The 13,235-nt window shown below is 68.9% G+C and carries 10 protein-coding genes and 1 tRNA gene; 4 read left to right on the top strand and 7 right to left on the bottom strand.

Translation table 11 applies throughout. The annotated features are described in order from the left end of the window. Nucleotides 1-29 precede the first annotated feature (29 nt). Together ACYVG2_RS03770 and ACYVG2_RS03765 are read left to right on the top strand one after the other, a co-directional pair. Entirely contained in the window at nt 30-668 is a 639-nt protein-coding gene (locus ACYVG2_RS03770) for an MBL fold metallo-hydrolase (RefSeq protein ID WP_460779737.1), read from the top strand. Then, nucleotides 668-1,204 (top strand): GNAT family N-acetyltransferase, encoded by a 537-nt coding sequence (locus ACYVG2_RS03765; RefSeq protein WP_460779736.1) that lies wholly within the window; start codon nt 668-670, stop codon nt 1,202-1,204. Before ACYVG2_RS03770 ends, ACYVG2_RS03765 begins: the two co-directional genes overlap by 1 nt. On the opposite strand, the gene pepN is transcribed toward ACYVG2_RS03765, so the two are convergent. Continuing rightward, the gene (gene pepN / locus ACYVG2_RS03760; RefSeq protein WP_460779735.1) at nt 1,186-3,681 is read right to left on the bottom strand and encodes an aminopeptidase N; all 2,496 of its coding nucleotides are present in this window, start codon (nt 3,679-3,681) and stop codon (nt 1,186-1,188) included. The genes ACYVG2_RS03765 and pepN overlap by 19 nt on opposite strands. A 291-nt stretch (nt 3,682-3,972) precedes the next feature. Between pepN and ACYVG2_RS03755 the strand changes: the two genes are divergently transcribed. Together ACYVG2_RS03755 and ACYVG2_RS03750 are read left to right on the top strand one after the other, a co-directional pair. Further along, the gene (locus tag ACYVG2_RS03755; protein WP_033104556.1) at nt 3,973-4,176 is read left to right on the top strand and encodes a cold-shock protein; all 204 of its coding nucleotides are present in this window, start codon (nt 3,973-3,975) and stop codon (nt 4,174-4,176) included. 440 nt (nt 4,177-4,616) lie between these two features. Next, nucleotides 4,617-5,312 carry a M23 family metallopeptidase gene (locus ACYVG2_RS03750; RefSeq protein ID WP_460779734.1) on the top strand — a complete coding sequence of 232 codons (696 nt, stop codon included), beginning with the start codon at nt 4,617-4,619 and terminating at the stop codon, nt 5,310-5,312. 11 nt (nt 5,313-5,323) lie between these two features. On the opposite strand, the gene ACYVG2_RS03745 is transcribed toward ACYVG2_RS03750, so the two are convergent. The 6 genes from ACYVG2_RS03745 to ACYVG2_RS03720 all read right to left on the bottom strand — a co-directional run bounded on the left by ACYVG2_RS03745 (nt 5,324) and on the right by ACYVG2_RS03720 (nt 13,232). Further along, complete coding sequence (locus tag ACYVG2_RS03745) at nt 5,324-6,004, bottom strand: ABC transporter ATP-binding protein (RefSeq protein WP_460779733.1); 681 nt, start codon at nt 6,002-6,004, stop codon at nt 5,324-5,326. Beyond that, nucleotides 6,001-6,978: an ABC transporter ATP-binding protein gene (locus ACYVG2_RS03740; protein WP_460779732.1), complete on the bottom strand. Its 978-nt coding sequence runs from the start codon at nt 6,976-6,978 to the stop codon at nt 6,001-6,003. The genes ACYVG2_RS03745 and ACYVG2_RS03740 overlap by 4 nt, the downstream gene beginning before the upstream one ends. Before the next feature lie 17 nt (nt 6,979-6,995). After that, a complete protein-coding gene (locus ACYVG2_RS03735; protein ID WP_460779731.1) occupies nt 6,996-9,674 on the bottom strand; it encodes an ABC transporter permease in 2,679 nt (892 codons plus the stop codon). Beyond that, nucleotides 9,671-12,022, bottom strand: a complete 2,352-nt coding sequence (locus ACYVG2_RS03730; protein WP_460779730.1) for an FtsX-like permease family protein — start codon at nt 12,020-12,022, stop codon at nt 9,671-9,673. Before ACYVG2_RS03730 ends, ACYVG2_RS03735 begins: the two co-directional genes overlap by 4 nt. Nucleotides 12,023-12,102: 80 nt before the next feature. Continuing rightward, the gene (locus ACYVG2_RS03725) at nt 12,103-13,083 is read right to left on the bottom strand and encodes a DNA topoisomerase IB (RefSeq protein WP_460779729.1); all 981 of its coding nucleotides are present in this window, start codon (nt 13,081-13,083) and stop codon (nt 12,103-12,105) included. 74 nt (nt 13,084-13,157) lie between these two features. Continuing rightward, nucleotides 13,158-13,232, bottom strand: a tRNA-Gln gene (locus ACYVG2_RS03720). Nucleotides 13,233-13,235: the final 3 nt, after the last annotated feature.

Below are 13,235 nucleotides of genomic sequence, written 5' to 3'. Positions count from 1 at the left end.
CAGGGTCGCGGAAGGAGTTGACTCTTCTCATGCGCGTCACGAAGTTCGAACATGCCACCCTCCGCGTCGATCTGAGCGGCGACACCCTGATCGTGGATCCGGGGTCGTTCACGAGCCCGCTCGCGGATCTTTCCGGGCTCGTCGCCGTCGTGATCACCCACGAGCATCCGGACCACTGGACCCCCGACCACCTCGATCGCATCCTCAGAGACGCGCCGGGCACGCCGATCTTCGCCCCGGCTGGGGTCGCCGCGGCGTCGACGGATCACGAGATCACCGTGGTCGAACCAGGTGACGCCGTGAGCGCCGGTCATTTCGCACTGCGCTTCTTCGGCGGCGATCACGAGGTCATCCACGCGTCATTGCCGCGCGTTCAGAACGTCGGTGTCCTCATCAACGAGGAGCTCTACTATCCGGGCGACTCCTACGCGGTTCCCGAAGGCGTGGAGGTCGGCACGCTGGCAGCGCCCCTCGGCGCCCCCTGGCTGAAGATCGGTGAGGCGATGGACTTCGTGCTCGCAGTGCGACCGCGCCGTGCGTTCGGTGTGCATGACATGACGCTGTCCGTCATCGGGCGCGACATGCACCGCTCGCGCCTCAAGTGGGCGACAGAGCAGCACGGCGGCGAGTTCTTCGAACTCGACCCGAGCGACGCGCTCGACCTGTGATGCGCCGCCTGCTGCCCGCGCCCACCACGCGCCTGCGCTTTCGGGAGATGAACGACGCAGACCTGGACGACATGGCGCAGATGCTCGGCGATCCGGAGACGATGCGTTTCTATCCGGCGCCCAAGACGCGCGCTGAGAGCGCCGAATGGATAGACCGGATGGGCGCGCGCTACGCCGCGGACGGTCATGGCCTGTGGGTGATCGAGACGCACTCGGGCGACTTCATCGGCGACTGCGGAATCACCTGGCAGTCCTACAACGGCACTCCGGTACGGGAGGTGGGGTATCACGTTCGGCGAGATCACCAGGGATCCGGCTACGCGACAGAGGCCGCGCTCGCGTGTCTGGAGCTCGTGCGGCGCGAATTCGCACCGACGCTGCTCACGGCGATCATCCATCCCGAGAACATCGCATCGCGCCGAGTCGCCGAGCATCTCGGTATGACCCACGTCGCCGATGACCACGCGCATCCCTGGATCGTGCGAACGGTGATGGGAGTGGACGTGAGCGCGCCGGATCAGCCTCCTGCGCTCTGAGGCTGCAGCGCCCGCACCCTGATCGCCCTGGCGAGATGATCGCGCTGCTCGATCACGAGCCGGCGCAGCGCCGAAGGCGCACTGCCGTTCGCCGCGAGCCAGGCGTCGACGGCATCCGTCGTCTCGGTCCCGGGGAACAACCCGATCACCAGCCTCCTGGCGATCTCGATGCTGCGCGACTCCCAGACGCCGGCTATCCACGCGAAGTACTCGTCGTCGAATCGTGCGATGAGATCACGGCGGGCACCGGCCCGCACGCCGGCGATGATCGCATCGAGGTGGTCGTTGCTCAGGCTCTGATCGCTCCATGCCCGATCCCATGCCGCGGCGCGGACGTCCGGCGTCGGCCTCGAGGCCAGTGCTCGCATCGCGGCCGTGCGCCCGTCAGCGGTGTCGTCGTTCGCGAGTTCTCGCGCGATCGTCTGCTCTGAGGCGTTCCCCGTCGTCGCCAGCGCCGCGATCAGCGACCAACGCAGCTCAGGATCGACCGGCAGCCCCGCGGGTCCGTCGCCGTCGAGGATCATGCGGACGCGGTCGGCACCGGTCGCGGTGAATGCCGCAGCCGCCGCGAATGCGCGTGCCCACGCAAGCTGGGCATCGCTGCCCTGCTCTGCCTCATCCAAAGCCGTCCGCGCAGCCGCGAGCCATGCGTCGCGCTCGGCATCGCGCGCCGACGCGGGCACGAAGTGACCGATCGTGTAGGCGGCATTGGCGAGCACACCCGACAGGAGCCCCGTGTTCTCCTCTGCCGGCGCATGCCGACGCACGATCTCCAGGTACTCCGCAGCCGCCATCTCGCCATCGCGCGTCGCATTCCACAGTGATGACCAGACCAGCGCGCGCGGCAGCGGCGCCAGAGTGGACAGGGCTGTCCTGACCGCGGCCGTCGACGAGTCGTCGAGGCGGGCCTTGACGTAGCTCAGGTCGGCGTCGTTCAGGAGGACGAGGTCGGCATCCGCGAACGAGACGGGGGTGCGCTCGGCCGAGATGTCGAGTTCCACCTGCTCACGCAGCTCGAGCCTGTCCTCCGTCAGGTCGTACAGCCCGACGCGCAGCCGATGCGGCCGCGGATCGCTCTGCACCAGCATCCTCTCCCCCACGCTCTCGTTCTCCAGCCAGAGCGTGGAGACCCCGCTCGTCTCCAGCCATGCCTTCGACCAGGCACGCACGTCTCGCCCGGACACGTCCTCGAGCTGCACGAGGAGATCCTCCAGCGTCGTGTTCCCGTACGCGTGCGCGGCGAAGTAGCGCTGCGCCCCTTCGAAGAACTCCTCCTCGCCCACGAATGCCACGAGCTGCTTGAGCACGGCGGCGCCCTTCGCGTACGTGATGCCGTCGAAATTGAGCTTCGCCGCTTCGAGGTCCGGGATGTCGGCGACGATCGGGTGCGTGGTCGGAAGCTGATCCTGCTGGTACGCCCACGCCTTGCGGTTGGCCGCGAACCGCTCCCACGCGTCGGTGAATCGGGTCGCCGCCGCAGACGCGTGCGAGCCCATGTAGTCGGCGAACGACTCCTTGAGCCACAGGTCGTCCCACCAGCGCATCGTGACGAGGTCGCCGAACCACATGTGCGCCATCTCATGCAGGATCGTGTTGGCGCGCGCGCCGCGCTGCGCGTCGGTCGCGGCACCGCGGGGGATGTACGCCTCGGTGAAGGTGACCAGACCAGGGTTCTCCATCGCACCGAGGTTGTACTCGGGAACGAAGATCTGGTCGTACTTGCCCCACGGATATGCGAACGCGAACGCGTCGGTGAAGAAGTCCAGCCCCTGACGGGTGACCTCGATGATCTCGTCCGCCTCCAGATGCGCCGCCAGCGAGGCGCGGCAGAGCACACCGAGCTCGACCCGCTGCTCGCCACGGGTCCACACGCCGTCGACACGGTGGTACGGGCCAGCAGCGATCGCCGTGATGTAGCTGGAGATCGGCAAGGTCGGCGCGAACTCGACCGTCTGCGCCCCGTCCGCGTCTCGCGCACTCACGACGCTCTGGTTGGACAGCACGCGCCATCCGGTCGGCGCGTGCACGACGAACGTGTACGACGCCTTCATGTCCGGCTGCTCGAAGCACGCCATCACGCGGCGCGAATCGGCCGGCTCGTACTGCGTGTAGAGGTACGTCTGGCCGTCGACGGGGTCGACGAACCGGTGCAGCCCCTCGCCGGATCGACTGTAGAGCCCGACCGCCTCGATCACGACGGTGTTGGTCGGGGCGAGACCGCTCAGAGTGATGCGCGCGCCGTCGTACTCGATCGGGATCTCGACGCCGTTGAGTGTCACGTGAGCCACTGACTCACCGATGAAGTCGATCCAGGTGGAGGACGCGGACGCGTCGAAGCGCGCAGTGGTGATCGTCCGGAACCCGACCTGCTCCGCAACCGGAGCTTCTCGCACATCGAGTTCGACCCGGAGATCGTGCACCGTGACCATCGCCGATCTCGACGCGGTCTCCTGCCTGGTGAGGTTCGCTGAAGTCATGCCGTCCATCGTTTCATGCGCGAACTCCACACCGGTCAACACGATGTCTCACGAATGGGCTAGGCTGAAGCGACACCTTCACGTTGACTTCCGGAATCTCCGGCTGTTCTTCGGCCCGACTGCAACCCGCACGGTGGCCACTCGATCATCGTCCTTCACCTACCTCACGCTCCCAGACGAGCGACGCAGCGATACCTCGCCGTCGCACTGAGAGCCCTCAAGCTGCCGAGCCGAACATCGTCGAGGCATTACGGGTCGAAGCTCGGCCCACGAACACAAAGGAAACACAGCATGGCCACTGGCACTGTCAAATGGTTCAACTCCGACAAGGGCTACGGCTTCATTGCTCCCGATGACGGATCCGCCGATGTCTTCGCGCACTTCAGCGCGATCCAGGGCAGCGGACACCGCAACCTCGAGGAAGCACAGAAGGTCGAGTTCGACACGGAGCAGGGCCCCAAGGGTCCCCAGGCGACGAACATCACCGCTCTCTGAACCAGAGCGCTCCAAGGCCCGATCCCCGCATCACGCGGGGGTCGGGCCTTCTGCTGTCACCGGTGACCCGGCCGTCGATTTGACGACCCGGGGGCTCGACACGTAGATTACAGCTCGGTAACGGTCTCGCCCGAAGGGACCACCCCTGCAGAGCAACCCGATCTGCGTCGGAAGGATCCCTCACGACTTCAGTGCGACCCGAGCGCGCACACGACTCCGCCTCGGAAGAACCAGACACCCCCCACGCTTCTCGCCCGCGACTGCGGCGCGACCTGCGTCAGCGAGCGACCCCCGCTGCCGCAGCACCTGAGCAGGAAGCCCCGCGGGAGCCCATCACACCGCTGCGCGCGACCACCCAGCGCGCGACCACGCCCCCGCCCTCTGCGCCGCGTACGCCAGCGCCCCGGCCCGCACGTCGCCCTTGGGCGAAGACGAAGGCGATGGGGTCGGTGCTTGCCGTCGGCGCATTGATCACGGGAATCGCCCTGCCCTCCCTCAGCCCGAACGCCGAGCCTGTCGCCGCCACCACTGCAGCGGGCACCGCAGCGGCGATCGCGGGCGACGCGCAGACGTACAGCTCCACGGATGAGATCCGCGCGGAGATCGCACCACGAGGCAACTTCTCCGCGACGACGCCGACCGAGATCGATGAGACCCGCTCGCGCGCCGTCGCCGCTGCGCTGGCCGCCGGGATGCCGTTGGGCAGCGCCGTCGAGCTCCCCGTGGCAGATCATGTGGTGATGCCGATGGCCGCGGGAAGCTATTCCTTCACCGACGGATTCGGCGCATCACGCCCTGGACGATCGCACATGGGACAGGACTTCGCTGCGCCCGTCGGGGCACCCATCAATGCCGCGATGGATGGTTGCGTCTCGCGTTCCACCGAAAGCTTCGAGGGCTACGGCGTGACGATCCAGATCGAGAGCGTCATCGACGGCGAGGCCGTCAGCACCGTCTACTCGCACATGAACTACGGCACGCGCGCGGTGCAGGTCGGCGACTGCGTCACTGCCGGCCAGTACATCGGCGACGTGGGATCGACGGGCTACGTGTTCGGCTCCTGCTTGCACTTCGAAGTGCACATCTCGAACGTGCCGGTGGATCCGATGCCCTGGCTCACCGCACGCGTCGGCTGACGCGCCCCGGCTCAGGGCACTCGCTCCCTGAGGATGCCGTCATGCAGTTCGAGCACGCGATCCGCTCGTCGGAGCATCGCTGAGTCATGCGTGGCGACGACGGCGGCGGTCCCGCTGTCGTGCACGAGGCGCGCGATGAGCTCCATGATCTGCACGCCCGTCTCGCTGTCGAGTTGAGCGGTCGGTTCATCGGCCAGCAGGATCCCCGGCGCCATGACCAGCGCACGCGCGATGCCGACCCGCTGCTGCTGACCGCCGGAGAGCTCCCCCGGTCGTTGCGCGGCGTGCTCCTCGAGACCGACGCTGCGCAGCGCCTCAGCGACCCTTCGGTCGCGCTGAACGGGATCGACCCGACGGATGCGCAACGGGACCTCGACGTTCTCGGCCGCGGAGAGCACGGGGATGAGACCTGCGGTCTGGAAGATCGAGGCGATGCGGGAGCCGAGCAGCGCCGAGGAGTCGACCGCCGGATCGGCCAGATCCATGCCGTCGACGAGCACTCGCCCCGCCGATGGGCGGTCCAGTCCGCCAAGCATCGTGAGCAGCGTCGTCTTGCCCGCGCCTGAGCGACCCGCGACGACCACCAGCTCTCCCGCCTCGACCGTCAGATCCGCGTCCTGCACGGCTCTGACCTCGCCGGCAGGACTGGTGAACACGCGGGAGAGCGATTCGGCTCGCAGTACGACGGTCATGATCGCTCCTCTCCTGCATCCTCTTCGCTGTCGTCGCGATCGCTCGCATCGGCGTCCAGGTCTCCGACCTCACCGTCGGAACGGGCAATGCGCTCCTGCCCGGATGCGACTCGCACGTGATCGGGCTCGAGCGTGAGCCGGACGCGGTCGCGCAGATCGAGCGCCGAGACGAAGTCGGCCGGCAGCTGCATGCGCCCCGCGCGATCGAGCACAGCGTACTCGTGCGCGGTCCTCACCGACCGTCCTGCGTCGTCCATCCCGGTACGACGCAGGGTCTCGGTCGAGGTGCGACCGTCGCGGATGCGCACCGTGCGCTCGACATGCTCCGTCACGCCCGCGTCGTGCGTGACGATGAGGGTCGTGACACCGCGCTCGCGATTCACCGTCTCCATGGCCGCCAGCACCTCGGCACTGGTCGATTCGTCGAGCTCACCCGTCGGCTCATCGGCGAGGAGCACCCGGGGCCTGTTCGCGAGCGCGACGGCGATCGCGACACGCTGCCTCTGACCGCCGGACATGTCGGCCGGTCGCCTGTCAGCGACTTCGGCCGCTCCCAGCAGCTCCAGCAGCTCGTCGCCCGTCGAGGCGCGCTCGGCTCGCCGGACCAGACCGGCGACCTCGTGCACCATCGCGATGTTCTCCCGTGCTGTCAGGTATGAGAGCAGGTTGCGCGCGGACTGCTGCCACACGAACCCGACGCTGCGGCGACGGTACTCCAGACGCTCAGCACCCTTCATCGTCGTGAGGTCGTGCCCGGCTACGCGCGCCGACCCCGCGGTCGGTCGATCGAGACCGGCGAGGATGCCGAGCAGAGTGCTCTTGCCCGAGCCGGATGCGCCGACCAGAGCGACCATCTCCCCCGTCGACATGCGCAGATCCAGGCCTTGCAGTGCCTGCACCTCAACACCCTGCGCGGTGAAGATCCGCACGAGCCCCTCGCAGACGATCACACCGTCGAGCGCGTCATCGCTCATCGCCACTCCCCTTTCCATCACAACGTCCTGTCGTCGCCTGCTGCAGTGGCCGCCGCCAACCGTGATCCCAGCTTCGTCGCGGCGGCGACCGCTACGGCCGTGACGATGACGAAGCCGCCGACCACCACGAACTGCCATGCACCGCCCAGCGCGACCGGCGGCTGAACGACACCGCCGATGAACTCGCGGAGGTCCAGTCGCGGAATCACGAGCCATGCCATGGCCATACCCGTTCCCACACCGAACGGCACCGCGAGCAGCAGCGCCGGTGCGACCTCCCATACGACCAGGCGCCCAGCGGCGCCGCGCGACTGACCGAGCGCCCGGAGGATCGCCAGCATGTGTGCGCGAGACGGAGCTCCGAGCACGAGCGCTGCGGTGACGCCGACGGCGAGGAGCACGGCGACGATGGCGCTCGCCGACCACAGTGCGATGCGGACGAGGCCGAGGGCCGGGTCCTCCTCGCGGACGGTCGAGATGCGCCGGGGTGTCTCGAACGCGGCGTCTCCGCCGAGCGTCGCCACGGCCGCCGCTCCCACGTCCTCCGGATCGGCGCCGGGGTCGAGGGCGAGGAAGAGCTGCGAGAAGCCGGTGCTGTGCGCGCCGATGGCCGCGGCGTTGGCCGAGTCGACGATCACCCACAGCTCTGCGGCGCCGAAAGGCACCTGCGACGGAGCGATCCCGACGACGCGCACCTGCTTCCCTCCGACCTCGAGCACCTGCTCTTCGCCGTCGCCCAATTCCAGACGTTCCCGCAGGCCCTCAGACACCACCACCGGTACAGCCCCCTCCGCCGGCTCGGCGAGAGCGGCGGGCAGGACGATCGCCGTCGTCGGATCGTGCTGGACGGAGAGAAGTTCGTCACGGTCGACCGTGTAGACCTGCGCCCGCACCTTCTGCGTGCCGGAGGACGCGTCCTCCGTCGTGCTGCCGCGAAGCGCTGCCGACGATGCGACGCCGTCGAGAGTTGAGACTCGATCCGCTCCGTCCTGAGTGATGTACGCGGCGTCGATGCGCACATCGGCCCCTACGCTGATCGCCGACGAGCGTGCGATGCCGTCCGAGACCGTGACGCCGAATGCGACGGAGAACGTGGCCACTCCCAGACCGATCACGACCGCGAGCACCGGCGCCGTGCGCATGATCGGATCGCGACGCGCACGCGCAGGCCCCAGAAGGCCCACGAGCGCGGTGCTGCGTCTGCCGCGCCGCTCGGCCGTCCGCAGCAGCGACGGCAGAAGGCGCAGCGTGAGAATGCTCCCCGATGCGCCGAGAAGCACCGGGAGCGCGAGAAGGAGCGGATCGACGCCTCCAGCCGCCCGGACCGCAAGCAGGGACGCGAGCACGGCCGTCACCACGACGATCGCGATGTGCAGCACCTCCCTGCCGACTCTGTCGCGACTCGTCTCGCCGAAGTCCTGACGCCCGCGATGCTCGGCATCGGTCAGCGTGCCCCACGGCACCACGGCCGCGGGCACGAGTGCAAGGGTGCACGGCACGAGGAGCACCCACGTCGCCGCCCATCCCGGCCACGCGCCGGCGGCGCCCGCGCCGATCGCGGCCCCGATCACACCCAGCGCGGCTCCCTCGCCGCCCAGCAGCGCGATCAGGCGAGACGTGGACGCACCTCGCGCGCGCAGCATCCGGGAGGCGACGACGCGACGGACGGCGATCAAGCGGCTCACGAAGGCGAGCACCACCAGCGCGACCGCGATCGGGCCCACGGCCGAGACCGTCACGACTGCGGCCATCGCGTCGCCACGGGCCACCCCTGCGCCGATCGCCTGCGGAAGCGACGAGCTGAACGCGAGCCCGTTGTTGTAGAAGGTCTCGTCGTACATCGGGATCTCAGCAGGGTCCGCCGCCAGTTGACGCAGCTGTGCGGCAGTGGTCTCGGCGTCGCCGGCTTCGATCGCGTCGGTATCGAACGGCATCCATGCCGTGACCTTCATGTCGCGGACGCGGTCCACCATCGCAGCGGCCTGATCCACGTGCATGAACCCGGCGGCGACGAGGACGCGATCCCCACCCCCTTCGACCTCGACGAGCGGGCGCGCTGACCCGCTGATGAACGCCCAGTCGCCCTGATCCCGCTCACCGGGTGCGACGATGCCCGTGAGCATCAACGTCGTATCCTCCCAACGGCGTTCGGTCCCAGGGAGCCAACCCAGCTGGTCGGCGACCGTCTCGGTGAGCACGATCTCGATGCCGTCCGCGGGATCCGTGAGCTCAGGGAGGCGTCCCTCGACGAGGTCGGCGCGCGCCGTGAGCCCAGGATCGGAGACGAGCCCGACTCTGTTGTTCGGCACCGGGGAGTCACGGTCGGGGTCGTCATCGCGCGTGGGCTGCGCGTCGGCCGTCACGGTCATCCGGGGCGCGCCCAGCAGCGCGCGCAATGGCTCGGGCTGATCCTGGCGCTTCTGCGCGAGCACCTCGAGCGCGCTCCCCCACACGCCGGATCCCCCGCCCGAAACGGGATCGATCGCCGGCAGTCCCGGCGTGGTCGCAGAGAGCCATCGGCTCAGGTCCGGCAGCGACATGACACTGCGCTGGATGGTCGCGGTGCGCCCGTCCGCGAGGAAAGCGGGAGCTGCGACGCCGATGTACGACAGCGCGGCGATCACGATCACGAGGAACGACGACAGAGCCGGCGTGGTCAAGGCTCCCCGCATCAGCACGGGGACGCGGCCGCTCATGTCCCGGCTCCCAGAACGACGGGCAGAACAGCTGCCGCCACGGCGATGCCCAGCACGGTGCCGATGAGCACGGCGTAGAACGCCACACCGAGGGTCTCCCCGATCCGCAGAGCGCGCTGACGTGCCGGCCGCAACCCGAGCGCACGCAGTACGAGAGACTCCCCGCGGCGCGCACGGGCCGTGGCCGACATCGCCGCGAGGAATCCGATCACCCCCAGGACGGCGGAGACGAGCGCACCCGCCGCCAGCAGTGCCGGGGCGATGGAGACAACGGGCGCGGCGCTCACCTGCGCTGCGGTGAGGATCCGGGCCGGATGCGTCGCCTGCGTCAGCAGGTGCGCTGCGGTGTCGACCGGAGTGCTGCTGCGCAGCCAGAGTTCGTTGGGACGCAGGTCGGTGCCCGCGGCGTGCAGTTCCTCAGGATCGGCCGCAATGCCGAATCCGCTTCCCACACCAGGCACCGCGTCGACGATGCGACCGATCTCGATCGAGACAGGACGGGCGACCGAGCGGATCCGTGCCGTGAACACGGTGCCCTCCTCGGCTCCGAGATGATCTGCCAGGCTTCGTGTGACCGCGGCGGCGATCGTGTCCGGCGCTTCCGAGGCGAGCCCGCCTTCGATCCCCAGTGCGGCCGGCGGGCCGGCGAGGAGCACTGCGGTGTCGGACCCGACGGTGACGGGCATGCGGACGAGTTCTGTCGCCTTCGTCACCTCGGCCCACGTCGCAGCAGCGGCGGCGAGCTCGTGCACGCCGTCGTCCGAGATCATGCGGACGTCTCCGCCGAGGAGCGCGACCTGCGCGCGGTGCTCAGCGGCGCCCGCGGAGGTCGGAGCGGCTGCGGCCAGGGCCGACGACGCGGCGGCGAGGGCGAGGCACAGGATCGCCACCGCGATGCTGCCCATGCGACGAGCGATCTGACGGAGCGGCAGGATCGGCACAGCTCCGCGCGTACGGCGCAGCAGCCGCTCCGCCAGTCCGGCGAGCAGTCCCGCTGTCACGGGAGCCACGGTGCACGCGGCGATGATCAACAGTGCCGGAGCGGCCGCGGCGAGCGGATCCGGTGCCCCATCGGGACGGATCACTGCGCCGTTCGTGAACAGCTGCCAGGCGGACAGCGCGGCCAGGCCCACGATCGAGCCCACGGGGACGAGCGCCGTGCGCAGCATGCGCGCGTTCGCATCCCCGCGCACCGATTCCGGCCGCACGGTGTCGGCACCACCTGCGCTGCGCACGGTGAACAGCGCCGCGGCGGCAGCCGCGAGCACCACCGCTCCGACAGTCGTGAGCAGCGCGATCACGCTGATCCCCACAGTCACCGCGAGCGACACGAGCGCGATGAGCGCCCCCGCGGCCACGAATGCGGCGGCCTCGGCCGCGGCGCCGAGAGCCAGCCGCCGCGAAGACGCCCCACGGGCGCGCAGGAGGCGCAGTTCCTCGCCGCGCGCGAGTGCGAGGGTCGAGAGGGCGAGGCTCAGCACCAGGACGCCGAGGAGCGCGATGATGAGCAGCGGCGCGACGAGCAGACCGCGCGTGGCGACGACTGCTGTCGATGCCCGCTGCAGCGTGTCGCCGAGGCTTCCCAGGATGCGCGTGTTCTGCGCGCGCTGCGGATCCACCTCTTCGGGCAATCCACTCAGAGCCGCGCTCGCGCGCTGCAGTTTCGGGATCTCATCGAGTCCGATCCGATCCGGCTCGATCTCCCACGTGACCCGCACCGTGCCGGGAAGTCGGACGAGGGCGTCGTCGGCGACGATCGCCGGACCAATCACACCGTCGGTCTCACCGGATGCCACGGCCGTCTCGCCGTGCCAGGCGGGGTCCTGGGGGTCGTCGGCGGTCCACAGACCCACGACCGTGAGGCTCCGGCCGTCTCTGTTCAGGGTGACGGTGTCGCCCACGCCGAGGTCGTAGCGCTCCGCCGCCGCGCTCAGCATCGCGATCTCATCGGGCGCATGGGGCCACTCCCCTTCCGCGATGCGGCCGAGCTCGGGGACGCGCGCGTCGTCGAGCAGTCGCAGGTCGAGCACGTCTCCGGACGCCGTCGTCACCGCAGCTTCGATCTCGGCCTGACGGACGACGGAGATGTCGGTGTCCAAGAACGTCGCCTGGATCGCTGCGCGGACCTCGGCATCCTGCGCAGCGCCGTCTGCGGCCTGGAGCGCCACGATACGAAGAGTACGCGCCGCAGGCTCAGCGTCCGCGAGGATCCGGGACGATCCGGCGGCGAGCAGCCGCTCGGACACCGCGTCGATCGCACCGATGCCGCCGACGACGAGAGCCGCGACGAGCGCGAGCAGCGACAGTCGACCGATGTGTTCGCCGGCCCGCCTCACTGCAAACGTCATCGGTCCTCATCCACTGCACGCACTGCAGAACATCCTGGCCCGATCTGCGAACAGGCGCAATGCCGACGACGCAGAGCGGCTTACCCCTTGCGCAGCACCTTGAGAACGCACTGCTCCTCGACCGTGAGGTACTTGCGGGGCCGCATCCGGCTCATCGCCCGGCGGACCGCGGGGATCGTCACGCCGTCCTCGAATGCAGCGAAGACGCGCGGGTCGATGTACGAGTCCTTCGTCACCGCAGGAGTGTTGCCGAGGCGGTCGGCCACCCGCGCTACGACGTCACGCACCACCGCGGCGTCTTCACCCGCGTCGCCCCGTTCACGCTCGACCGCGAGCAAGGCGGAGGTCGCGAGCAGCGTGCCGCCCCACGTGCGGAAGTCCTTCGCCGAGAAGTCACGGCCCATGTGCCTCTTGACGTACGCGTTCACCCTCCGGCTGTCGATGTCGTGGATGATTCCGTCCTCATCGAGGAAGCGGAAGATCTCGTGCCCTGGCATCTCGTTGAGCCGGCGGATCACGTTGACGAGCTGCGGATCGCGGACCGTCTTGACGTGCCGCTTCCCACTCTTGCCGATGAAGTCGAACGTCACGGAGTTCGAGGAGACGTCGGTGTGCTTGCGCCGGAGCGTCGTGATCCCGTAGTGCTCGTACTTCCGGGCGTACTCGGGATTGCCGACGCGGAAGAACTCCTGGTCGATCAGTTTGACGATGCAGGCGATGACCTTGTCCTCGCTGAGTCTGCGCCTGCGCAGGTCGTGATCCAGCTGCTTCCGCAGACGTGGCAGTCGTTCGGCGAACTGCAGCACGCGCGCGTACTTCTTCTTCTCCTGCCGCCGACGGTACGCGGGGCTGTAGAGGGCTTGACGGCGACCTGCCGCATCGACTCCACGTGCCAGCACCTTGGAGGACGAGGAGCGCGAGATCTCCACATCCGTCCAGGCCGGCGGGATCGCCAGGGAATCCAGTCTCGCGATCTCGCGCTCGCGCGTGATCCGACGCCCGCCGTCGCGGTACACGAAGCGATCGCCGTCGGTCTCACGGGTGATGGGCAGTCGTGACATGAGATCCTCCCCGTCGGATGCTGCGACGCCTGGCCTTAACCAAGAAAACCCCCGCCTGAGCGGGGGTTCTTCTGTGGCTGGGGTACCTGGACTCGAACCAAGAATGGCGGTACCAGAAACCGCTGTGTTGCCAATTACACCATACCCCAAGG

The organism is Microbacterium shaanxiense (genome assembly GCF_054779995.1).
The sequence above is the reverse complement of the archived record's forward strand: the minus strand, read 5'-3'. Positions and strand labels throughout refer to the sequence as shown.

Excerpts from the sequence above, each read along its gene's own strand:
- ACYVG2_RS03770 (WP_460779737.1), top strand. The coding sequence starts at position 30 with ATGCGCGTCACGAAGTTCGAACATGCCACCCTCCGCGTCGATCTGAGC.
- ACYVG2_RS03765 (WP_460779736.1), top strand. The coding sequence starts at position 668 with ATGCGCCGCCTGCTGCCCGCGCCCACCACGCGCCTGCGCTTTCGGGAG.
- pepN (WP_460779735.1), bottom strand. The coding sequence starts at position 3,681 with ATGACTTCAGCGAACCTCACCAGGCAGGAGACCGCGTCGAGATCGGCG.
- ACYVG2_RS03755 (WP_033104556.1), top strand. The coding sequence starts at position 3,973 with ATGGCCACTGGCACTGTCAAATGGTTCAACTCCGACAAGGGCTACGGC.
- ACYVG2_RS03750 (WP_460779734.1), top strand. The coding sequence starts at position 4,617 with ATGGGGTCGGTGCTTGCCGTCGGCGCATTGATCACGGGAATCGCCCTG.
- ACYVG2_RS03745 (WP_460779733.1), bottom strand. The coding sequence starts at position 6,004 with ATGACCGTCGTACTGCGAGCCGAATCGCTCTCCCGCGTGTTCACCAGT.
- ACYVG2_RS03740 (WP_460779732.1), bottom strand. The coding sequence starts at position 6,978 with ATGAGCGATGACGCGCTCGACGGTGTGATCGTCTGCGAGGGGCTCGTG.
- ACYVG2_RS03735 (WP_460779731.1), bottom strand. The coding sequence starts at position 9,674 with ATGAGCGGCCGCGTCCCCGTGCTGATGCGGGGAGCCTTGACCACGCCG.
- ACYVG2_RS03730 (WP_460779730.1), bottom strand. The coding sequence starts at position 12,022 with ATGACGTTTGCAGTGAGGCGGGCCGGCGAACACATCGGTCGACTGTCG.
- ACYVG2_RS03725 (WP_460779729.1), bottom strand. The coding sequence starts at position 13,083 with ATGTCACGACTGCCCATCACCCGTGAGACCGACGGCGATCGCTTCGTG.